The sequence below is a fragment of the Enterobacter sp. CP102 genome, assembly GCF_025152625.1.
Lineage (GTDB): Bacteria > Pseudomonadota > Gammaproteobacteria > Enterobacterales > Enterobacteriaceae > Enterobacter > Enterobacter soli.
The window spans coordinates 1,870,387-1,890,958 of record NZ_CP104014.1; the positions used below are offsets into that span (position 1 = coordinate 1,870,387).

The window sequence follows — 20,572 nt, forward strand, 5'->3', positions numbered from 1 at the left end:
ATCGCTAATATCGGACAACTTTATGATCGGCCTGGGACTTGATGGTTACGACCCCGACAGCCAGCATGATGCTGCGGTGGCGTTTCGAATTCGTGTTGTCGCTGAAGAGCAACACATACCGCAACACCAGCACCGCAAAGGGCAGTTGATTCTGGCGCTGGGCGGCGCAATTACCTGTGAAGTTGAAAACGCCATGCTGATGGTGCCACCGCAATATGCCGTGTGGATCCCGGGCCAGGTTCCGCACAGTAATAAAGCCACGCCAAGCGCCCAGCTCTGTTTTTTGTTTATCGAACCTGGTGCGGTCAGCCTGCCGGATCGCTGCTGTACGCTCAAGATATCGCCGCTGGTGCGGGAGCTAATCCTGTCCCTTGCGTCCAGAACCCGCGAAGAACTTCATCTGCCGGCCACCTTAAGGCTCGTCGATGTGCTGTTTGACGAACTATTGCAACAGCCGCAGGAACATTTGCAACTGCCGGTTTCGCCGCATCCTAAAATCCGCTTTATGAGTGAACGAATGGCCGAGGAACCCGCCGAATGGCAGACCCTGGCGCAATGGGCGAACCACTTTGCGATGAGCGAACGCAACCTGGCACGGCTGGTGGTGAAAGAAACCGGGCTGAGCTTTCGACGCTGGCGGCATCAGCTACAGCTTATTGTGGCGCTACAGCTGCTGATTAGCGGGCGCTCCGTGCAGCAGGTGGCGCAGTCGCTTGGCTATGACTCCACCACCGCGTTTATCACGATGTTCAGAAAAGGGTTAGGGCAAACACCTGCCCGCTATGTGGCGGGACTTTCTAGGACTTCCCAATAAACAGTGACACCAGGCCTGCGGCAATCAGCGGGCCAACCGGCACGCCGCGGAACAGAGCCACGCCCAGGACGGTGCCCACCAGAAGCCCGGCGACAAGCGATGGCTGGGAACTCATCAGCGTTACCCCGCGCCCGCCAAGCCATGAGACAAAAATACCGACGGCAATGGCAACCAGCGATTTCCAGTTTACAAACGAATGCAGCAGCGTCGACGCCGGAAGCGTACCGCTGGCAATCGGCGCCATCACCCCAATCGTCAGGATGATAATCCCGACCGTCAGGCCCTGTTTTTCAATCCAGGGGAAAAAAGTATTTAGCGGGGTGACGCGCACGATAATAAGCACCAGTATTGATACGGCAACTGTGGTGTTATGGCTAATAAAGCCCAGTGCAGCGAGTCCCATAAGAATTAACAGGGTAGGGTCAAACATGTGTCATCCTTGCCAAAAAAAGTAAGCCTGCTTACTTTACGCGTAAAAATTCCGGCAAACAGCTTTTATAAAAAGATCTTATCGCTGTCATGTGACTGTCATTTGCGGAGGATAAAAAAGAACCAGTCACAGCAAAAGGGTATACATGATGAACGATCAAATGTTTGTCGAAACGCTGATTATCTCGTCTTCGTTTTTTACCATTGCAATCATTCTGGTGGCGTCAGTTATTTTTCTGGAAAAACATGGCTGACTGATTCGCCAGCCGCAGTCGTTATATTTTCCGAAAAGCAACCAGCTCAGGCCGCGCAATGCGCAGGTAATCCTGGGTATCCATAATCACGGATTTCTCCAGTAAACCCGCGTTGAAGGCGATTTCGTCAAAACGCTCGAACAGCAGCGGGTCGGCGACCAGCGTAAGGTCCGGGTGGAAGCTAAAAGGCGGTATAGCGCCAAAAACGCAGGCTGTCAGGTTATCCACTTCCGCTGGGCTGGCGAGTGATGCTTTAAGCCCACCAAAATGGCTGGCAAGCTGGCTGAGGTCTGCCTGTTGGTCGGCGGCCAGGATCGCCAGCACGTGCTTTTTAACGCCATTTCCCTTCACTTTACAGACCAGCGCTTTTGCGCCCTGCCCAAGATCGGTGCCGCGGATCTCGCTTACCGCTTCGCATTTTCCCACCGCGTCATGTTCCACCACGCGAAACTGCGCCTGTTGCTGGGTTAATAAAGCGATAAGTTGCTGGTGGGTATCAGTACCTTTTACTTCATCAGACATCGCGTTTTACCTGTTTTATGCCAATCGCAGCGTTGTACATTAACACAGATTTTTTCGCTGGTGCGCACCTCAGAATTGGCGGTTATATACGCAGAGTGACAAAAGTTGAAATTCAGTTTGTTATTATCAAACTCCGGTATTATCACAGGAGTGGTGAAGTAATGAACAGGAAATACAAGGAGATAGACGCGATTGTTCGGGGGCTGAATCGCGCGACCGATGCCCACTTTAAATGGCTGGTGAAGGTGCTGCGTTTTGTGGCCAGCCGTGATGTTGACCTGCCAGAAATCACCTGCGGTGAGGCACATAATCACTGCGAATTCGGAGGCTGGCTGAATGAACAACTCGCAGCGAAAGGCGTGGACAGAAATTACCTTCTCGATATTAATAAAAAACATATCGCGGTGCATCAGGCCTGTCGTCAGCTTATTACGGATCTGGAATGTGCGTTGCAGCGGCAGCGTAATTTCGATCGGTTTGAGACCGCGCTGCTGGAATTCACCGATTCGCTGACACGGTATAAAGTGCATTTACTGCAATTGCGAACCAGCTATGACGCGCTGACAGGCCAACCCTTGCGCCGTATTCTCGACGAGTCTTTTGACAGCATGAATGCCCAGTACAGTGAGAATGGGTTATATCTGCTGCTGCTCGATGTCGATCATTTTAAAAAGATTAACGATACCTACGGTCACTTAGCGGGTGACACGGTGTTGCGATCGCTGGCGATTAATCTGGAAGACAATATTCGCCGCGATGAGTCCGTTTATCGTTATGGTGGCGAAGAGTTTATTATTCTGCTTCTGGCCGAGAGCGATCGTGCGGCGACCCTCGCGGCAGAACGGCTTCGACGGGCGATTGCCGCAGGGGAAACCGAGGCGGGTGAGCACCGTATTCGCATTACATTCTCGGCGGGTTTAACGCATGTTCATCGGGATGAATCGCTGCGTGAAGTGCTGGAGCGTGCAGATATGGCCCTGTATAAGGGCAAAAAAAACGGCCGCAACTGCACCATTCTGATTAACCGGCGGCTGGATTGTCTGAATGTGAGCGATTAAAGAAAACAGCCAGCGGGGTCGCTGGCTGTTGGATTATGCGTTGCTGGTCGTGGATTGTTTATGGAACAGTTCCCTGAATACCGGGTAGATATCATCCTGATCGCGGATGTGCTGCATGGCAAAATTGTCAAACATCGACTGCAAGTGCTCATATTCACGCCACAGTGTCTGGTGGGCGCGCCGGGTAATTTCGATATAGCTATAGTACCGCACCACAGGCAGAATTTTCTTCGCCAGAATTTCATGACACAGCGGTGAGTCATCTGCCCAGTTATCGCCATCGGACGCCTGCGCTGCATAGATGTTCCACTGCGCCGGGTCATAGCGTTCTTTCACGACTTCATCCATCAGTTTAAGGGCGCTTGATACGATAGTGCCCCCGGTTTCCTGCGAGTAGAAGAACTCGTGCTCATCCACCTCTTTTGCCTGCGTATGGTGGCGAATATAAACCACTTCCACGTTCTTATAGGTTCTGCTCAGGAACAGATAGAGCAGGATATAAAAACGTTTAGCCATGTCCTTCGTGGCTTGATCCATTGAGCCTGAAACGTCCATCAGACAGAACATCACCGCCTGGCTGGACGGCTCCGGGCGCTTCTCGTAGTTCTTATAACGCAGGTCAAAGGTGTCGATAAACGGCACCCGGTCGATCTTCGCACGTAACTCGGCAATCTCTTTACGCAGGCGTTCCTCTTCAAGAAGTTGCGCGGGCTCGGTGTTCTCAACCACTTTCAGGCTGGTTTCCAGTTCGCGCAGTTCACGACGTTTCCCTGCCGTCATCGCCGTACGTCGCGCCAGTGAGTTCTGTAATGAACGTACGACGCTGATGTTGGCAGGCACACCGTTGGCGGTGTAACCCGCACGATGGGTTTTGTACTCGTTCAGTTGACGATGCTGGTTCTTTTTCAGATTCGGCAACGCCAAATCTTCAAAGAGCAGATCGAGATACTCATCTTTCGAAATCTGGAAAACAAATTCATCCTGACCTTCACCGTCCTGGCTGGCCTGTCCCTGACCGCTTCCTGAACCACCGCCGCCACCTTGCGGGCGTTCGATTCTGTCGTTCTGAACGAAGTGGTCATTACCTGGATGGACGCGATGACGCAGGCCGCCGCGTCCCTGATGGAACATCGGTTCGCTAATGTCATCCGTCGGGATAGAAACGGATTCACCGCTATCGACGTCAGTCACCGAACGCTTGTTGATGGCTTCGGAGATCGACTGTTTAATTTGCGCTTTATAACGGCGCAAGAACCGCTGGCGATTCACCGTGCTCTTGTTTTTGCCGTTAAGACGCCGGTCAATAAACCAGGTCATATACCCCCCGTACTGCATTTGCCAACTTGCAGTGTCCTGAAATGCCGGACATTTTTTGTAGGCCCGGTAAGCGCAGGCGCTACCGGGCACTTGTGTTAAGACGATTTGCGTACGCGCAGATACCATTCGCACAGCAGGCGAACCTGTTTGCGGGTATAGCCTTTCTCCATCATACGGTCGACAAAATCGTCGTGCTTTTTCTGCTCATCGGTTGAAGTTTTGGCGTTAAACGAAATGACCGGCAACAGCTCTTCGGTATTAGAGAACATTTTCTTCTCGATAACCGTGCGCAGTTTTTCATAGCTGGTCCAGTTCGGATTCCGCCCGCTGTTGTGCGCTCTTGCACGCAGTACGAAGTTGACTATCTCATTACGGAAATCTTTCGGATTGCTGATCCCCGCCGGCTTCTCAATTTTTTCCAGTTCAGCGTTCAGGGATTCACGGTCAAACAGCTGGCCGGTATCCGGGTCGCGATACTCCTGATCCTGGATCCAGAAGTCAGCATAGGTCACATAGCGGTCGAAAATGTTCTGACCGTATTCCGAATAAGATTCCAGATAAGCCGTCTGGATCTCTTTGCCTATGAACTCGGCATATTTCGGGATCAGATAGCCTTTAAGGAACTCAAGGTAACGTTCAGCTTGCTCTTGCGGGAACTGTTCACGTTCAATCTGCTGCTCCAGCACATAGAACAGATGAACCGGGTTCGCAGCCACTTCTGCATGGTCGAAGTTAAACACGCGGGAGAGGATCTTAAACGCGAAACGCGTGGACAGACCGTTCATCCCTTCGTCGACCCCGGCGTAGTCCCGGTATTCCTGGTAGGACTTCGCTTTTGGATCGGTGTCTTTCAGGCTTTCGCCATCATAGACACGCATTTTCGAGTAAATGCTGGAGTTTTCCGGTTCTTTCAGGCGCGACAGGATAGAGAAGCGCGACAGCGTTTCCAGCGTCCCCGGGGCGCAAGGCGCATGAACCAGCTCACTGTGATTGAGCAGTTTTTCGTAAATTTTGATCTCTTCAGAGATCCGCAGGCAATAAGGCACTTTGACGATGTACACACGGTCAAGGAACGCCTCATTGTTTTTGTTATTACGGAAAGTGACCCATTCGGATTCGTTCGAGTGAGCCAGGATAATCCCGTTGAACGGCAGGGCGGAAATACCTTCCGTCCCGTTGTAGTTCCCTTCCTGGGTGGCGGTCAGCAGGGGATGCAGCACTTTAATCGGTGCTTTAAACATCTCGACGAATTCCATAATACCCTGGTTGGAACGGCACAGAGCGCCCGAGTAGCCGTAGGCATCCGGGTCGTTTTGCGCGTAATTTTCCAGTTTACGGATATCGACTTTACCGACCAGAGCAGAGATGTCCTGGTTGTTCTCATCACCCGGTTCCGTTTTGGCGATGGCAATCTGTTCCAGAATAGAAGGCCACACCTTCACGACGCGGAATTTGGTGATATCGCCACCAAACTCGTGCAGACGTTTCGCTGCCCACGGCGACATGATGGTGCCGAGATAGCGGTGCGGGATGCCAAACTCTTTATCCAGAATCTGCGCATCTTCCTGCGGGTTGAACAGGCACAGCGGATGGTCGTTAACCGGGCTGCGTTCACCGTTGGCGCTCAGCACATAAATAGGCACGCGCTGCATCAGCGCTTTCAGTCGTTCGGCCAGCGACGATTTACCGCCACCCACAGGGCCTAATAAATAGAGGATCTGTTTCTTCTCTTCCAGACCCTGAGCGGCATGTTTCAGATAGGAGACGATTTGTTCAATGGCATCTTCCATACCATAGAACTCTTCAAACGCCGGATATCGGGCGACCACCCGATTCGAAAATAGACGGGAAAGCCGTGGCTCCAGGGCAGTATCAACCATGTTTGGCTCACCAATAGCCATCAATAGCCGTTCTGCCGCATTGGCATAGGCACTGCGATCTTGCCGACAGATGGTAAGAAACTCCTGCAGTGTGAACTCTTCGTCCTTGGCAGCTTCATAGCGCTGGCGATAGTGATCGAATATATTCATGGCATGCCGTCCTTTCGTTTTTTAGCACAGGATAAGAGCCGTTCGTATGAGTAGTGGAGGCTCCCGGAAGAGAATTTCTCGCACCGTAATGCCAGAGCAGCAACCTGTGTGCCAGGTCGGTCGCCAGGAATCACAAGGCGCTCAGGAATTTCTCCTCTTAAATTAAAGCGTAGATGGCATTTGCAAAACTTGCATGTCGGCAAAATCCAATTTCAATGACATATCAATAACTCATCCAAAAATTTCCGCCTTTGTTATAAGGCGTTTTTGCGCTTTTCATCCTGTCGTCACATAAATGAAAGCGGGCGGTCATCTGAAAAATGGAAAATACCGGGTTTATCAAACTCATTAGCAGGCAAAAAATTTTGGGTTGTAGGGGAAGGGCGGTTACACTGCACCCGCTGATTATTTGACTACAGGAAAGAATGGATTGTGACCAAACTCAAACTTCTGGCATTAGGCTTATTGGCCGCCACCTCAGTTAGCACCGCGCAGGCGGAGGATCAGTGGACTGTTGGCGCGGGCGTAGGCGTGATTAACAGCCCGTACAAACAGTATGACCGCGATATTTATCCGGTTCCGGTCGTGACCTATGAAGGCGATAACTTCTGGTTCCACGGCCTGGGCGGCGGCTACTATCTGTGGAACGATAACGCCGACAAACTCTCTGTCATGGCGTACTACGATCCAATGCACTTCAAACCAGGCGATAGCGATAACAACCAGTTGCGCCGCCTCGACAAACGTAAAAGCTCCATGATGGCCGGGCTTTCTTACGTGCATAACACTCAGTATGGTTTCCTGCGTACCGCGCTGGCAGGCGATACGCTGGATAACAGCAACGGCTTTATCTGGGATCTGGCCTGGCTGTACCGCTACACCAACGGTGGGCTGACCCTGACGCCAGGTATCGGTGTGCAGTACAGCAGTGAGAACTACAACGACTACTATTATGGCGTGTCCAAAAACGAGTCTCGTCGTAGCGGCCTGAAAACCTATGGCGCTGATGACGGCTGGGATCCGTACCTGGAACTCACCGCAAGCTATAACTTCCTCGGCGACTGGAACGTGTACGGCACTGGCCGCTATGTGCGTCTGAGCGATGAAGTGAAAGATAGCCCGATGGTCGACAAATCCTGGTCCGGTATCTTCTCAGTGGGTGTGACCTACAAATTCTGATTGTGCATTTTCACAGTGCAATCTATGCATCAAAACGGGGCGCTTGCGCCCCGTTTGCTTTACGGTGGTGCAGATAACAGGAGAGTGATATGAGCGCAAAAACGGTGACATTTTCCGGTGCACGTACCCTTCCGGCAATCGGGCAGGGCACCTGGTATATGGGCGAAAAAGCAAGCCTGCGTAAAACCGAAGCGGATGCACTGCGTGCGGGCATCGACCTGGGGTTCACGCTGATTGATACCGCAGAGATGTATGCTGAAGGCGGAGCTGAAGAGGTTGTCGGTGAGGCAATCAAAGGTCTGCGTGATAACGTGTATCTGGTGTCGAAAGTCTATCCGTGGAATGCCGGAGGGCAGAAGGGGATGGCGGCATGTGAAGCCAGCCTGCGACGGCTTGGCACCGAACACATCGACCTGTATCTGCTGCACTGGCGCGGCGGTTTTGACCTGGAAGACACGGTTGAGTTGATGGAGAAACTCCAGCATCAGGGGAAAATTGGCCGCTGGGGGGTGTCGAATCTGGATTACGACGACATGCAGGAATTATGGGGCGTAGAGGGCGGCGCAGCCTGTGCCACTAATCAGGTGCTGTATCACCTTGCTTCACGCGGAATTGAATACGATTTACTGCCCTGGTGTCAGCAACAGGCAATGCCGGTGATGGCTTACTGCCCGTTAGCCCAGGCCGGACGCTTACGCAGCGGGTTAATGAATCACCCGGTGGTTAATGAGATTGCCCGCGACCATCACGCCACCGCCGCACAAATTCTGCTGGCATGGGTGATCAGCCATCAGGGGGTGATTGCGATCCCGAAAGCGGCATCAGTGGAGCATGTAAAAGAAAATGCAGGGGCGTTAGATATTACGCTTACCGCGCAGGACCTGCTCAAACTGGATCGCGCGTTCCCGGCACCGGCTCATAAAACGCCATTAGATGTGGTTTAACGGTGTGGAGTTTCCTCTCCCCCCAACGGGGAGAGAGGCTGCTCGAAACTATTAGCCTTTAACAATGCTAATAGTCTGCGCCAGACGAGAAGGTTTCTCGGCGCTGGCTTTTTGCAGAGGTGACACGCAGGCGGTTTCGACACAGACAAAGGTTTTATAGCCGTCATCCGGCACGTCAGCCATGCTCACAGATAGCGCAGGGCCCGGGTTCCAGCCCACAACGTTGCTGTTATGGTGATGAATAACGTCAATCCGGCGATTGAGGTTCGCATCGTGGATCACGCTGCACGCTTCCGGGTGCAGATAAACGCGGTCTGTACGATCCGGGAACGTCTGCACGCCATCGCTCAGTTTCCCTTCTTTCGCGTTATCGACTTTATCGATAAAGGTATCGCCAAGGCCGCTGACTTTTACTGTGCTGATATCACCTACGTTGAAATAGGTGTGCAGGGCAGAAGACGTTTCGAATTCCCCGTGGGCTTCCAGCTCAATTTCACAGGTCTTACCCAGTTTGAAACGCGCATACAGCGTGAAGTCGTGTGGCCAGAGTTTACGGGTCTCTTCGTTGCTGTGCAGCTCAAAGGTCAACACCGCACCGTTGTCATCTTCATTGTGCGCTTTCAGCGTCCACTGTTGATTGCGGGCAAAACCGTGCGCAGGCAAGCCTTGTTCTGCCGCCGGGCCAAACCACGGCCAGCAGATCGGTACGCCACCGCGGATCGCAGCGCCTTTTTTGAACGAGGTAATATCGCTCAGCCACAGACCTTCTGCTTCACCTTCTGGTTTCCAGGAGAGCAGGTGCGCACCGTTGAGCGCAACTGACGCTTTAACGCGTGGGTGATCAACAACGATAATATCGGCATCATCGATTTTGCGGTGGGAGAGCACAGGGGTAAGTTGTTCGACTACCGGAAGTGCAAAAATTTTATTAATCATTACGCAATCCTCTGTCTTTAAAGCAATAAAAAAGGCGACCGAAGTCGCCTTTTTGGATCAGTTTCTCATCTCAACTTATTTGGAGATGTGAGCGATCAGGTCCAGTACTTTGTTAGAGTAGCCGGTTTCATTGTCGTACCAGGATACCAGTTTAACGAAGTTGTCGTTCAGTGCGATACCAGCTTTAGCATCGAACACAGAGGTGCAAACTTCGCCGTTGAAATCGGTAGAAACAACGTCGTCTTCGGTGTAACCCAGAACGCCTTTCATTGCGCCTTCGGAAGCAGCTTTGATTGCTTTCTTAATTTCTTCATAAGAAGCAGCTTTTTCCAGACGAACGGTCAGGTCAACTACGGAAACGTTAGGAGTTGGAACGCGGAACGCCATACCAGTCAGTTTACCGTTCAGCTCTGGCAGTACAACGCCTACAGCTTTAGCAGCACCGGTAGAAGATGGGATGATGTTCTGAGCTGCGCCACGGCCGCCGCGCCAGTCTTTGTGAGACGGGCCATCAACGGTTTTCTGAGTAGCGGTAGTTGCGTGAACAGTGGTCATCAGGCCTTCAACGATACCGAAGTTGTCGTTGATAACTTTAGCCAGTGGAGCCAGGCAGTTGGTGGTGCAGGATGCGTTGGAAACGATGTCCTGGCCAGCATATTTTTCGAAGTTAGCACCACGTACGAACATTGGGGTGTTGTCTTTGGATGGACCAGTCAGAACAACTTTTTTCGCACCAGCGGTGATGTGTTTACGCGCGGTTTCGTCGGTCAGGAAGATACCGGTAGCTTCAGCTACAACGTCAACACCGATTTCGTTCCATTTCAGGTTAGCTGGGTCTTTCTCAGCAGTAACGCGGATGGTTTTGCCGTTAACAACCAGGTGGCCGTCTTTCACTTCAACGGTGCCGTCGAAACGACCGTGAGTTGAGTCGTACTTCAGCATGTACGCCATGTATTCAGCGTCCAGGAGATCGTTGATACCAACGATTTCGATGTCAGAACGTTTCTGAGCAGCACGGAAAACAATACGGCCGATACGGCCAAAACCGTTGATACCTACTTTGATAGTCATATATTCCACCAGCTATTTGTTAGTGAATAAAAGGTTGCGTGTAAAATTACAAAAACCTTACGCAGCGTCAAGCGGAATCGTGTCAATCATTGCGACAAATCAATCCTGTGACTAACGTTTGTGCGACTGACTCGCCTCACTTTCCCTTTGAGCTAGCAACCACATGGGGGCTGCGCCCGGAATTTTAAAGGCCTGCCAGTATAAAAATGTGAAATGCATCACATTTGGCTGACCGCCTTTTCGCGACACATAAGTTTAGAACAAAAGTGCACGCGTGGGTGTTAATGTTTTGTTAGAATCCGGGTTATAAGATGCCTGTTTCTACAGCGAGATGTAAGCATATGTCGAACCAACGTAACCCTGATGACCTGAAAAATAACCTCACAGAAATGCAGTTCTACGTGACCCAGAATCACGGGACTGAGCCCCCATTTACCGGGCGCTTGCTGCACAATAAGCGAGACGGTGTTTATCACTGCCTGGTGTGCGATGCGCCCCTGTTCAACTCCCAGACTAAGTACGATTCTGGCTGCGGTTGGCCGAGCTTTTACGAGCCGGTGAGCGATGACGCGATCCGCTACCTGGATGACTCGTCGCACGGGATGCAACGTATTGAAATTCGTTGTGGCAAATGTGATGCCCACCTGGGGCATGTTTTCCCGGACGGTCCTCAGCCAACAGGCGAACGTTTCTGCGTCAACTCAGCGTCATTAAGCTTCACTGATGACGAGAATGGCGACCAGACCAAAGGTTGAAAAAACGATTCAGCAAATTATTCCTTTGAAAGGGAGACATCATGAATATTGATGACATGATTAGTGGCATGACACCGGAAGTTTATCAGCGTCTGGTGACGGCGGTTGAACTGGGAAAATGGCCTGATGGTGTTGCCCTGACTCCGGATCAAAAAGAGAACAGTTTGCAGCTGGTGATGTTGTGGCAGGCACGTAACAACACCGACGCCCAGCACATGACTATCGACACCCAGGGTCAGATGGTGATGAAGAGCAAGCGCGAGCTGAAAGAAGATTTTGGCATTACGCCAAAACCGATTGCGACCTTCAAGTCGTAATCCCGTCTTGTAGGCCGGGTAAGCGTTAGCGCCACCCGGCACAAAACACCTAGTGCTTAATCCCCAGCGACTCCGCCAGCTGCTTCGCTAACTGGTTGTTGTCGTCCGCGCCATATTCCCAGAACATCGCCCCGGCAAGACCTTTCTCTTTGATATAGTCCGCTTTGATGGCAACTGAACGCGGGTTCTCGTAAGAGATGGCGAAAAGCGCTTTACCGTCGGCAGAGTTCACTGAAAGCCATGGTACTTTCGCCTGATCGTCCCAGTGTTCGGTAAAGCGTTTCTGCGGGTCGTTCAGCAGTTTTTTCACGATGTCGTTGTACTTCACGTAAGTGTCTTTGGTCAGGTCGTAACCCAGTGCCTTGAACAAATCTATCTCCTGAGGACCGAAGTAGGGCTGCGTTACCGGATTTTTTTGCGCATCCGGTTTCGTCCAGTCGATGCCTGGCTCAACTGCACGTTTCGGTACGCGCCCGTAGAAACCGATCCCGAGGTTCATCTGTTTGGGTTTTAACCCTGCCGCAAGATAGTTGTTCACCACGAAATCCACGCTGTATTTATCGGCGGCGGCAACGGTTGGCCAGGCGCTGGAGTCATACAGGTTGGCGTTGAAGTACTGCGTGCCGTACGCCATGTCATAAGTCATCAGGTTGATGTAATCGAGCAGCGGGGCAATGGCTTTCACATCCACCCAGCTTTTCGGACTTTCCGCATTAGCGCCTACTGCAATGGTGACCAGCTTCTTATGCCCGAATGCCGCGCGCATCTCTTTTAGCAGCGCAGTGAAATTATCCCGGTCGGCGGGCGTGCTTGCGACCAGTCCCCACGCGCCGTTCACCGGATACTCCCAGTCGAGGTCGATGCCGTCCAGACCGTATTTATCAACAATCTCCTGTGCAGAGCGGATAAACACAGCGCGAGTCTCTTTAGTGGCCGCCGCGCCAGAAAAACCGCGAGCCCCCCAGCCGCCAACGGAAAGCAGCACTTTCAGATTGGGGTTCTGTTTACGCAGGACAGGGAGCAACGCCAGATCGGAGGCCACTTTTGGCGATAACCAGATTTGATGGAGTTTTGCCGGATCGTTGAGTGCGGCGTTGGTTTCATCTTTCTCGTCGTTATAGATCAGACCAAACGAGTAGTTCAGGTGTGTTATCTGACGAACGTCGAGTTTATGGATATCCCCGCCCGGGCCGGCGGTAACATCGCCACCTCCGTTAAAGTAGCCCACGGAAATCAGGGTATTGGCGGAGGCAACTGACGCGCAAAGCAAGGGTAATGCTGCCAGCAATGGCAAACGTTTCATATAAGTTCCTCTTTGACATAACAAAAGTAACCACGCCACGGGAAAGGCGTGGCGAAAAAACAACCTGAAGAGAATAGCATTGCCGCTTCGCTTGTGATGCGAGGGAGTTCACTTTATGGGAGATCGGAGAGGGGGGGGGCCGGGTGGCGCTGCGCTTACCCGGCCTGTAAAACCAGACAAAGTAGGCCGGGTAAGGCGAAGCCGCCACCCGGCTAAAAAGGCTTACGCCTGCGTCTCGAGCCAGTCTTCCAGCGTATACAGCGTTGCACCGGCGGTGGACATCTCCATAAACGCCAGCGCGCTGTCATGTGGTTGAATGTTCACGCCGCGACACCCGTCGGTGATCACGTTAACGGTGTAACCCAGCGCCAGCGCATCCAGCACGGTGAATTTCACGCAATAATCGGTCGCCAGCCCCAGCACAATCAGTTCGGCGATATCGTGATGGCGCAACCACTCATCCAGCGCTGTTTTCTGACGATGACCATTGTCAAAAAACGCGCTGTAACTGTCGATGGACGGGTTTTCCCCTTTGTGGAAAACGGCATCAATGGCCTTCTGATTCAGTAACGGATGCAGTTCCGCGCCTTCAGCCTGCTGAACGCAGTGATCGGGCCAGAAGGTTTGCGCCAGCCCGTCGAGTTGGCCCTGGCTGTAGGGCGCAACGTTATGCTGGCTGGCAAAGCTACCGTGGTTGGCAGGATGCCAGTCCTGGCTTGCCACAACGGCGTCACCACGTGCTTTACACCATGCGATCAGCGAATTAGCCACATCAATGGTGCTATCGCCTTCCGCCACGGCCAGTGCGCCACCTGCACAGAAATCATTTTGTAGATCAACCAGTAACAGAGCACGTTGGGCCATATTCACTCCTTATTCGTCTGGCGTCAGTTCGCCGCGCAGGTTTTGTGTCATCGCGGTACGAATGGCCTGAACATCCAGATCCTGACTCAGTAAATAGTGAAGTTTAGTCAGCGTGGCCTCGACGGTCATGTCGGCACCGCTGATAACCCCGGCATGAGCCAGGGCATTACCGGTGGCATACCCCCCCATATTGACCTTACCGGACATACACTGGGTCAGGTTAACCACCACAATTCCACGCTCGCTTGCTTCCTGTAGTTCTTTAAGGAACTCACCGTTCTGAGGGGCATTGCCCACACCGTAGGAGCGCAGGATCAGCGCTTTAACGGGCTGGCGCAGGAAGTTACGCACCACATCCGCGGAGATCCCCGGATAAATCGTGACCACGCCAATCGGCTGTGGAGTGATCGGGTGAACAACCAGTTCCCCCGCCGTATGCGGTGCAGGTGGGGTTCCCAGACGACGGATATGGATACCGGCTTCCAGCAACGGTTGCAGGTTGGGTGAAGCAAAAGCATCAAAGCCATCTGCGTGGGCTTTGGTTGTACGGTTGCCACGGTACAGACGGTTGTTGAAGAACAACGAAACTTCGTTGATCGGGTAATTGGCCGCCACGTACAGAGAGTTCAGCAGGTTGATTTGCCCGTCAGAGCGCAGTTCCGCCAGCGGGATCTGCGAGCCGGTCACGATAACCGGTTTGCTGAGGTTTTCCAGCATGAAGGAGAGCGCCGATGCGGTAAACGCCATGGTGTCGGTGCCATGCAGGATCACGAAGCCATCGTATTCGTCGTAATGCGCTTTGATATCGTCTGCAATATGCTGCCAGTCTTCCGGCGTCATATCAGAGGAGTCCATCAGCGGCTCATACTCGTGGATGGTGAAGTCTGGCATTTCGGGGCGATGGAATTCTGGCATTAATGCCAGCTGGCGTTGCAGGTGACCGGACACTGGGATATAGCCATTTTCAGAGCGCTGCATCCCGATGGTACCGCCGGTGTAGGCGACATAAATTGATTTCTTCTGCATGATAGTGAGTTCTTTTGCTTCAAAGAAAAATCCCCTCTTCGCGAGAAGAGGGGACAGGTTTTAACGGACGTTAGCGCAGGTCAGGCAAAATGCGTAACGGCTTTGTGGATCGTTAAAGGCGGCAAGCTTATCGCCCTCTGCTTTCATCGCTTTAGCAGCGGTGGCCACTGGAGCAGGCAGGTACGCCTGAATGGCTTCTGGCAGCATGGCGCGAACTGAGCCGGACATGCTATCCATCACCAAATCAAGGAACGATGGCTCGTCCTGGTAATACTCAACGTGCCATTGCTTGAGTTTTGCCAGTTCAGCCGCTTTCGCGATGGCGTCATCAAAATCACCCAGGCTGTCTACCAGACCGTTGTTTTTGGCATCTTGTCCGGTCCAGACGTGGCCCTGAGCAATCTGGTCAATCTGCTCTGGCGTCTTCTTACGGGAGTCGGCAACCAGGGTGATAAAGCGCTTATAACCGCTCTCGATGCTGAGCTGCATCATCTCTGACACTTCCGGCGGCAGGGATTTGGTCACGGACACATCCGCCAGCGGTGATGTCGATACCCCATCGGTATGAACGCCCAGATAATCAAGGCTGTTTTCAACGGTGTTGATGACCCCGAAAATACCAATTGAACCTGTCAGCGTGCTTGGGTTGGCAACGATGTAGTTAGCCGGCGTTGAAATCCAGTAACCACCGGATGCCGCCATCCCGCCCATCGACACAACCACAGGTTTACCCGCTGCACGTGCTGCAACCAGTTCCGCGCGGATCACTTCCGATGCGCTGACGCTGCCGCCAGGGCTGTTGACGCGCAGAACAATGGCTTTCACTTTCGGATCAAGACGCGCATCGCGGATCTGCGAAGCCGTGGTATCACCGCCCACGTTCCCCGGCGTTTCCTGACCGTCCATGATCGCACCGTTAGCAAAAACCACCGCCACGCTATCACCGTTTTCACTCGGTTTTTTCGTCGTGTAGTCATACATGCTAATAGCGCTGTAGTTTTTGTCTTCTTTGCTCCAGCCGAACTGTTTGGTCAGGGCTTTTTCGATATCTGCACTGCTGCCCAGCGAATCAACCAGTTTGTTCTCAAGCGCATATTTGGCGGTGTCGCCGTCAACCTTGCGCAGGCCGTCGAGCATTCCCTGAGCGCCAGGGAACACTTGTTCAGCCGTAATCTGTCGGTTGGCCGCAATCGTGCCCAGATAATTTTGCCACAGCTCGCCAATCCAGCGGCTGTCTGCTTCCCGGGCTGCCGGGGACATATCGTCACGGATAAATGGCTCAACGGCGGATTTATACGTGCCCACGCGGAAAACGTGGGTGGTGACTTTCAGCTTGTCGAGCAGAGACTTGTAGTACAGCCCATTGGTTGCAAAGCCGTGTAAATCCACCGTGCCCTGCGGCGAGAGCCAGATTTTATTGGCAAAGCTCGCCAGGTAGTACTGACCCTGGGTATAGCTGTCGCCCACGGCAATAACCGGCTTGCCGCTGTCGCGGAATTCGCGCAGGGCTTTACCAATGTATTGCATGGAAGGCTGGTCGCCACCGGCAAAATTTTTCAGATCAAGTACGATCCCGGTAATGTTGCGATCGTCTTTTGCCTGGCGGATGGTTTCAACGATATCAAACAGGGAATTTTCCTGAAGGCGATCGGATGTCGCGCCGAACAGCTGGCGGCCAATCACGCCCAGACGATTGCTGGTGGAGGGCTTATCGACGACAACCCCGGTGATATCCAGCAACAATGCGCCGCGCGTGGAATGCTGCGCCTGGCTTGTGCTGCTGATGTGCATCCAGATGCCCGCGCAGACCAGGATCAGGAAGATGAAGAACACATTCATCACCAGTTCGCGGACAAAGTTGAGCAGTCGCCACGTCCATTTAAAGAAACCGGCAAAGATTCGCCAAAGGGTTCGCATGTATACTCCCTAACCAGAAAATGACTGTATCCGTCGCCAGTGGACGGCAATGTGGGGTTATCGTAATGACCCGACCGCCACTTGTCAGCAGGAATCGCCCGTCACGCTGTAACAAAATCTGCCGCCGTGTTAATTTTGTTAGGAAAATTCAAGACAGGAGTTAACCAATGGACGCACTTGAACTGCTTGTTAACCGTCGTAGTGCCTCGCGCCTGGCCGAACCGGCGCCAGCGGGTGAGCAGCTGGAAAACATTCTGCGTGCCGGGATGCGCGCACCGGATCATGGCACATTACAGCCGTGGCACTTCTTTATTATTGAAGGCGAAGGCCGCGATCGCTTCAGCGCGCTGCTGGAGCAGGGTGCGGTAGCCGCGGGACAGGACGAGAAAGGCATCGAAAAAGCGCGCACCGGCCCGTTCCGCGCACCGATGATCATCGCGGTGGTCGCAAAATGCCAGGCTGAGCATAAAGTGCCGGTCTGGGAGCAGGAAATGTCTGCGGGCTGCGCCGTCATGGCGATGCAAATGGCGGCGGTCGCCCAGGGCTTTAACGGCATCTGGCGTACCGGCGCACTCACCGAAAGCCCGGTCGTGCGCGAAGGTTTGTCCTGCGGCGAGCACGACAAAATTGTTGGCTTCCTCTATCTCGGTACCCCGCAGCTTAAAGCATCCAGCACGATAAACGTGCCGGACACCACGCCTTTCGTCAGCCGTTTCTGATAACGCGCGCTAAACTGTCTGGATTCTGAGCATCTGCTGCAGAATTCAGACAGTCATACTTACCTCTTTATGGAATGAGCGCTACCATAGCGCGATTGCAATGACAGGAGATGTCCATGAGCGAGCAAACCATTCGTTTAACGCAATACAGCCACGGAGCCGGTTGCGGTTGTAAAATTTCCCCAAAAGTGCTGGAAACCATCCTGCACAGTGAACAGGCGAAGTTTGTCGACCCGAACCTGCTTGTCGGTAATGAAACGCGTGACGATGCAGCGGTTTATGACTTAGGTAACGGCACCAGCATTATCAGCACCACCGACTTCTTTATGCCGATTGTCGACAATCCGTTTGACTTCGGGCGTATTGCGGCCACCAACGCCATCAGCGATATCTTCGCGATGGGCGGTAAGCCGATTATGGCGATTGCCATTCTGGGCTGGCCAATCAACACTCTTGCCCCGGAAATCGCCCGTGAAGTGATTGAAGGCGGGCGTTTTGCCTGCCAGCAGGCGGGGATTGCGCTGGCCGGCGGTCACTCTATCGATGCGCCGGAGCCGATCTTCGGCCTGGCCGTCACGGGCGTGGTGCCAACCGAGCGCGTTAAACGCAACAGCACCGCGCAGGCGGGCTGCAAACTGTTCCTCACCAAGCCGCTGGGCATTGGCGTACTCACCACCGCCGAGAAAAAATCCCTGCTTAAACCAGAACACGTGGGTCTGGCAACGGACGTGATGTGCCAGATGAACCTCGCCGGTGCGGCGTTTGCCAATATCGACGGCGTGAAGGCGATGACCGACGTCACCGGCTTTGGTCTGCTTGGCCATCTGAGCGAAGTGTGTCAGGGCGCGGGCGTGCAGGCGCAGGTCTGGTATCAGGACGTGCCGAAGTTGCCGGGCGTGGAAGACTACATTGCCCAGGGCGCCGTGCCGGGCGGTACTCAGCGTAACTTTGCCAGCTATGGGCATCTGATGGGCGACATGCCAGAAGCGTGGCGCGACCTACTGTGCGATCCGCAAACCTCTGGCGGTCTGCTGCTGGCCGTAACGCCGGAATCGGAAGCAGAAGTACAGGCAACGGCCGCGGAGTTTGGTATCACTCTGACGGCCATCGGCGAACTGGTGGACGCCCGAGGTGGCCGCCCGATGATCGAGATCCGTTAATTCGATGCGGTTGTTTATTGCCGAAAAGCCAAGTCTGGCCCGTGCCATCGCCGATGTGCTGCCTAAGCCGCACCGCAAAGGCGATGGTTTTATCGAGTGCGGTAACGGGCAGGTGGTCACCTGGTGTATTGGACACTTGCTCGAGCAGGCGCAGCCGGATGTCTACGACAGCCGCTACGCCCGCTGGAATCTGAACGACCTGCCTATCGTGCCGGAAAAATGGCGCCTGCAGCCTCGTCCGTCCGTCACCAAACAGCTCAACGTCATTAAGCGCTTCCTGCATGAGGCCTCTGAAGTCGTCCACGCGGGTGACCCGGACAGGGAAGGGCAACTGCTGGTGGACGAGGTGCTGGACTACCTGGAGCTGGCCCCGGAAAAGCGCCAGCAGGTCCAGCGCTGCCTGATTAACGACCTAAACCCGCAGGCCGTGGAGCGTGCGATTTCGCGCCTGCGCGCCAACAGCGAGTTTATCCCACTGTGCGTTTCGGCACTGGCGCGCGCCCGTGCCGACTGGCTGTACGGGATCAACATGACCCGCGCCTATACCATTCTGGGGCGTAACGCGGGGTATCAGGGTGTGCTCTCCGTCGGGCGCGTGCAAACCCCGGTACTGGGGCTGGTGGTGCGTCGCGATGAAGAGATCGAAAACTTTGTCGCCAAAGACTTCTTTGAAGTCAAAGCGCATATCGTGACGCCAAAAGAGGAACGTTTTACGGCAACCTGGCAGCCAAGCGATGCCTGTGAGTCGTATCAGGATGAAGAAGGGCGGTTGTTGCATCGCCCGCTGGCGGACCACGTGGTCAACCGCATTACCGGCCAGCCCGCCATCGTCACCAGCTATAACGATAAACGGGAATCAGAACCTGCACCGCTGCCGTTCTCGCTTTCGGCATTGCAGATTGAAGCGGCTAAACGCTTTGGTCTGAGTGCGCAAAACGTGCTCGATATCTGCCAGAAGCTTTACGAAACCCATAAGCTGATCACTTATCCGCGTTCGGATAGCCGCTATCTGCCGGAAGAACATTATGCCGGACGGCATTCGGTGATGAACGCGATCGGCGTTCACGCGCCGGATCTGCTACCTCAGCCCGCCGTCAACCCGGACACGCGTAACCGCTGCTGGGACGATAAAAAAGTGGACGCCCACCACGCCATCATCCCCACGGCACGTACCAGCAATGTGAACCTGACGGAAAACGAATCGAAGGTGTATAACCTGATTGCCCGTCAGTATCTGATGCAGTTCTGCCCGGATGCGGTATTCCGCAAATGTGTCATCGAGCTGGAGATTGCCAAAGGTAAGTTCGTCGCCAAAGCCCGTTTCCTGGCGGAAGCCGGCTGGCGGACACTGCTTGGCAGTAAAGAGCGCGATGAAGAGAACGACGGCACGCCGCTGCCGGTGGTGGCTAAAGATGATGAACTGTTGTGTGAAAAGGGCGAAGTGGTTGAACGTCAGACTCAGCCACCACGCCATTTCACCGATGCAACGCTGCTCTCCGCCATGACGGGTATCGCCCGGTTTGTGCAGGATAAAGATCTGAAGAAGATCCTCCGTGCAACCGACGGGCTGGGTACGGAAGCGACCCGCGCAGGGATCATCGAACTGCTGTTTAAGCGTGGTTTCCTCGAGAAGAAAGGGCGTTATATCCATTCGACGGAGCCAGGACGGGCGCTGATCCACTCGCTGCCAGAGCTGGCGGCAAGGCCGGACATGACGGCGCACTGGGAATCCATCCTGACGCAAATCAGCGAGAAGCAGTGCCGCTATCAGGACTTTATGCAGCCGCTGGTGGGGACGCTTTATCAGCTGATAGATCAGGCGCGCAGTACGCCGGTGAAGACGTTCAGAGGAATGGTTGCACCGGGCGGAGGTGCGAAGAAGCCGTTCAAAAAGAAAAAGAGTGCGGCCGCCTCTTAACCCGTAGGCCGGGTAAGGCGAAGCCGCCACCCGGCGAAA

The 20,572-nt window shown here is 53.8% G+C and carries 20 protein-coding genes; 10 read left to right on the forward strand and 10 right to left on the reverse strand.

Annotated elements, in window-relative coordinates:
• The first annotated feature begins 22 nt into the window (after window positions 1–22).
• Window positions 23–814 carry a helix-turn-helix transcriptional regulator gene (locus N1249_RS08745; RefSeq protein ID WP_259836816.1) on the forward strand — a complete coding sequence of 264 codons (792 nt, stop codon included), beginning with the start codon at window positions 23–25 and terminating at the stop codon, window positions 812–814.
• Here the strand turns inward: N1249_RS08745 and N1249_RS08750 are convergent.
• Window positions 798–1,244 (reverse strand): DUF441 domain-containing protein, encoded by a 447-nt coding sequence (locus tag N1249_RS08750; RefSeq protein WP_014069842.1) that lies wholly within the window; start codon window positions 1,242–1,244, stop codon window positions 798–800. The genes N1249_RS08745 and N1249_RS08750 overlap by 17 nt on opposite strands.
• A 148-nt stretch (window positions 1,245–1,392) precedes the next feature.
• Here N1249_RS08750 and yoaI point away from each other — a divergent pair, with 148 nt between their 5' ends.
• On the forward strand, window positions 1,393–1,497 hold the full coding sequence (gene yoaI / locus N1249_RS08755) for a small membrane protein YoaI (RefSeq protein WP_088201837.1): 105 nt from the start codon (window positions 1,393–1,395) through the stop codon (window positions 1,495–1,497).
• 21 nt (window positions 1,498–1,518) lie between these two features.
• On the opposite strand, the gene N1249_RS08760 is transcribed toward yoaI, so the two are convergent.
• Window positions 1,519–2,019 (reverse strand): YbaK/prolyl-tRNA synthetase associated domain-containing protein, encoded by a 501-nt coding sequence (locus N1249_RS08760; RefSeq protein WP_014069844.1) that lies wholly within the window; start codon window positions 2,017–2,019, stop codon window positions 1,519–1,521.
• Window positions 2,020–2,180: 161 nt separating this feature from the next.
• Between N1249_RS08760 and N1249_RS08765 the strand changes: the two genes are divergently transcribed.
• Window positions 2,181–3,077 (forward strand): diguanylate cyclase, encoded by an 897-nt coding sequence (locus N1249_RS08765; RefSeq protein ID WP_259836818.1) that lies wholly within the window; start codon window positions 2,181–2,183, stop codon window positions 3,075–3,077.
• Between the two features lie 33 nt (window positions 3,078–3,110).
• On the opposite strand, the gene N1249_RS08770 is transcribed toward N1249_RS08765, so the two are convergent.
• Both N1249_RS08770 and yeaG read right to left on the reverse strand, forming a co-directional pair.
• Window positions 3,111–4,394 carry a YeaH/YhbH family protein gene (locus N1249_RS08770; RefSeq protein WP_166716914.1) on the reverse strand — a complete coding sequence of 428 codons (1,284 nt, stop codon included), beginning with the start codon at window positions 4,392–4,394 and terminating at the stop codon, window positions 3,111–3,113.
• Window positions 4,395–4,489: 95 nt separating this feature from the next.
• Window positions 4,490–6,424, reverse strand: coding sequence for a protein kinase YeaG (gene yeaG / locus N1249_RS08775; RefSeq protein ID WP_014069847.1), 1,935 nt, complete (start codon window positions 6,422–6,424; stop codon window positions 4,490–4,492).
• Window positions 6,425–6,856: 432 nt separating this feature from the next.
• Here yeaG and N1249_RS08780 point away from each other — a divergent pair, with 432 nt between their 5' ends.
• Entirely contained in the window at window positions 6,857–7,603 is a 747-nt protein-coding gene (locus N1249_RS08780; RefSeq protein ID WP_259836821.1) for a MipA/OmpV family protein, read from the forward strand.
• A gap of 89 nt (window positions 7,604–7,692) precedes the next feature.
• The gene (locus tag N1249_RS08785; RefSeq protein WP_259836823.1) at window positions 7,693–8,547 is read left to right on the forward strand and encodes an aldo/keto reductase; all 855 of its coding nucleotides are present in this window, start codon (window positions 7,693–7,695) and stop codon (window positions 8,545–8,547) included.
• 51 nt (window positions 8,548–8,598) lie between these two features.
• On the opposite strand, the gene N1249_RS08790 is transcribed toward N1249_RS08785, so the two are convergent.
• Both N1249_RS08790 and gapA read right to left on the reverse strand, forming a co-directional pair.
• Complete coding sequence (locus N1249_RS08790) at window positions 8,599–9,483, reverse strand: D-hexose-6-phosphate mutarotase (RefSeq protein ID WP_259836825.1); 885 nt, start codon at window positions 9,481–9,483, stop codon at window positions 8,599–8,601.
• A gap of 75 nt (window positions 9,484–9,558) precedes the next feature.
• Window positions 9,559–10,554, reverse strand: coding sequence for a glyceraldehyde-3-phosphate dehydrogenase (gapA, locus tag N1249_RS08795; RefSeq protein WP_010430074.1), 996 nt, complete (start codon window positions 10,552–10,554; stop codon window positions 9,559–9,561).
• Between the two features lie 341 nt (window positions 10,555–10,895).
• Between gapA and msrB the strand changes: the two genes are divergently transcribed.
• Together msrB and N1249_RS08805 are read left to right on the forward strand one after the other, a co-directional pair.
• Window positions 10,896–11,309, forward strand: coding sequence for a peptide-methionine (R)-S-oxide reductase MsrB (gene msrB, locus N1249_RS08800; RefSeq protein ID WP_014069851.1), 414 nt, complete (start codon window positions 10,896–10,898; stop codon window positions 11,307–11,309).
• A gap of 41 nt (window positions 11,310–11,350) precedes the next feature.
• Window positions 11,351–11,626: a YeaC family protein gene (locus N1249_RS08805; protein WP_259836827.1), complete on the forward strand. Its 276-nt coding sequence runs from the start codon at window positions 11,351–11,353 to the stop codon at window positions 11,624–11,626.
• Window positions 11,627–11,675: 49 nt separating this feature from the next.
• Here the strand turns inward: N1249_RS08805 and N1249_RS08810 are convergent, their stop codons facing one another.
• From N1249_RS08810 to sppA, 4 genes are all read right to left on the reverse strand, one after another.
• On the reverse strand, window positions 11,676–12,929 hold the full coding sequence (locus N1249_RS08810; RefSeq protein WP_259836828.1) for a glycoside hydrolase family 18 protein: 1,254 nt from the start codon (window positions 12,927–12,929) through the stop codon (window positions 11,676–11,678).
• A 222-nt stretch (window positions 12,930–13,151) separates the two neighbouring features.
• A complete protein-coding gene (pncA, locus tag N1249_RS08815; RefSeq protein WP_259836830.1) occupies window positions 13,152–13,793 on the reverse strand; it encodes a bifunctional nicotinamidase/pyrazinamidase in 642 nt (213 codons plus the stop codon).
• Window positions 13,794–13,802: 9 nt separating this feature from the next.
• A complete protein-coding gene (gene ansA / locus N1249_RS08820) occupies window positions 13,803–14,819 on the reverse strand; it encodes an asparaginase (RefSeq protein WP_182060617.1) in 1,017 nt (338 codons plus the stop codon).
• 60 nt (window positions 14,820–14,879) lie between these two features.
• Window positions 14,880–16,736, reverse strand: a complete 1,857-nt coding sequence (sppA, locus tag N1249_RS08825; protein ID WP_259836834.1) for a signal peptide peptidase SppA — start codon at window positions 16,734–16,736, stop codon at window positions 14,880–14,882.
• Between the two features lie 167 nt (window positions 16,737–16,903).
• On the opposite strand from sppA, the gene N1249_RS08830 reads away from it, so the two are divergent.
• The 3 genes from N1249_RS08830 to N1249_RS08840 all read left to right on the forward strand — a co-directional run bounded on the left by N1249_RS08830 (window position 16,904) and on the right by N1249_RS08840 (window position 20,533).
• The gene (locus N1249_RS08830) at window positions 16,904–17,455 is read left to right on the forward strand and encodes an NAD(P)H nitroreductase (RefSeq protein WP_259836836.1); all 552 of its coding nucleotides are present in this window, start codon (window positions 16,904–16,906) and stop codon (window positions 17,453–17,455) included.
• Between the two features lie 116 nt (window positions 17,456–17,571).
• Window positions 17,572–18,615, forward strand: a complete 1,044-nt coding sequence (selD, locus tag N1249_RS08835) for a selenide, water dikinase SelD (RefSeq protein ID WP_259836838.1) — start codon at window positions 17,572–17,574, stop codon at window positions 18,613–18,615.
• Between the two features lie 4 nt (window positions 18,616–18,619).
• Entirely contained in the window at window positions 18,620–20,533 is a 1,914-nt protein-coding gene (locus tag N1249_RS08840) for a DNA topoisomerase III (protein ID WP_259836840.1), read from the forward strand.
• Window positions 20,534–20,572: the final 39 nt, after the last annotated feature.

Coding starts and splice junctions, on each gene's coding strand:
- N1249_RS08745 (WP_259836816.1), top strand. CDS start 23: ATGATCGGCCTGGGACTTGATGGTTACGACCCCGACAGCCAGCATGAT.
- N1249_RS08750 (WP_014069842.1), bottom strand. CDS start 1,244: ATGTTTGACCCTACCCTGTTAATTCTTATGGGACTCGCTGCACTGGGC.
- yoaI (WP_088201837.1), top strand. CDS start 1,393: ATGAACGATCAAATGTTTGTCGAAACGCTGATTATCTCGTCTTCGTTT.
- N1249_RS08760 (WP_014069844.1), bottom strand. CDS start 2,019: ATGTCTGATGAAGTAAAAGGTACTGATACCCACCAGCAACTTATCGCT.
- N1249_RS08765 (WP_259836818.1), top strand. CDS start 2,181: ATGAACAGGAAATACAAGGAGATAGACGCGATTGTTCGGGGGCTGAAT.
- N1249_RS08770 (WP_166716914.1), bottom strand. CDS start 4,394: ATGACCTGGTTTATTGACCGGCGTCTTAACGGCAAAAACAAGAGCACG.
- yeaG (WP_014069847.1), bottom strand. CDS start 6,424: ATGAATATATTCGATCACTATCGCCAGCGCTATGAAGCTGCCAAGGAC.
- N1249_RS08785 (WP_259836823.1), top strand. CDS start 7,693: ATGAGCGCAAAAACGGTGACATTTTCCGGTGCACGTACCCTTCCGGCA.
- N1249_RS08790 (WP_259836825.1), bottom strand. CDS start 9,483: ATGATTAATAAAATTTTTGCACTTCCGGTAGTCGAACAACTTACCCCT.
- gapA (WP_010430074.1), bottom strand. CDS start 10,554: ATGACTATCAAAGTAGGTATCAACGGTTTTGGCCGTATCGGCCGTATT.
- msrB (WP_014069851.1), top strand. CDS start 10,896: ATGTCGAACCAACGTAACCCTGATGACCTGAAAAATAACCTCACAGAA.
- N1249_RS08805 (WP_259836827.1), top strand. CDS start 11,351: ATGAATATTGATGACATGATTAGTGGCATGACACCGGAAGTTTATCAG.
- N1249_RS08810 (WP_259836828.1), bottom strand. CDS start 12,929: ATGAAACGTTTGCCATTGCTGGCAGCATTACCCTTGCTTTGCGCGTCA.
- pncA (WP_259836830.1), bottom strand. CDS start 13,793: ATGGCCCAACGTGCTCTGTTACTGGTTGATCTACAAAATGATTTCTGT.
- ansA (WP_182060617.1), bottom strand. CDS start 14,819: ATGCAGAAGAAATCAATTTATGTCGCCTACACCGGCGGTACCATCGGG.
- sppA (WP_259836834.1), bottom strand. CDS start 16,736: ATGCGAACCCTTTGGCGAATCTTTGCCGGTTTCTTTAAATGGACGTGG.
- N1249_RS08830 (WP_259836836.1), top strand. CDS start 16,904: ATGGACGCACTTGAACTGCTTGTTAACCGTCGTAGTGCCTCGCGCCTG.
- selD (WP_259836838.1), top strand. CDS start 17,572: ATGAGCGAGCAAACCATTCGTTTAACGCAATACAGCCACGGAGCCGGT.
- N1249_RS08840 (WP_259836840.1), top strand. CDS start 18,620: ATGCGGTTGTTTATTGCCGAAAAGCCAAGTCTGGCCCGTGCCATCGCC.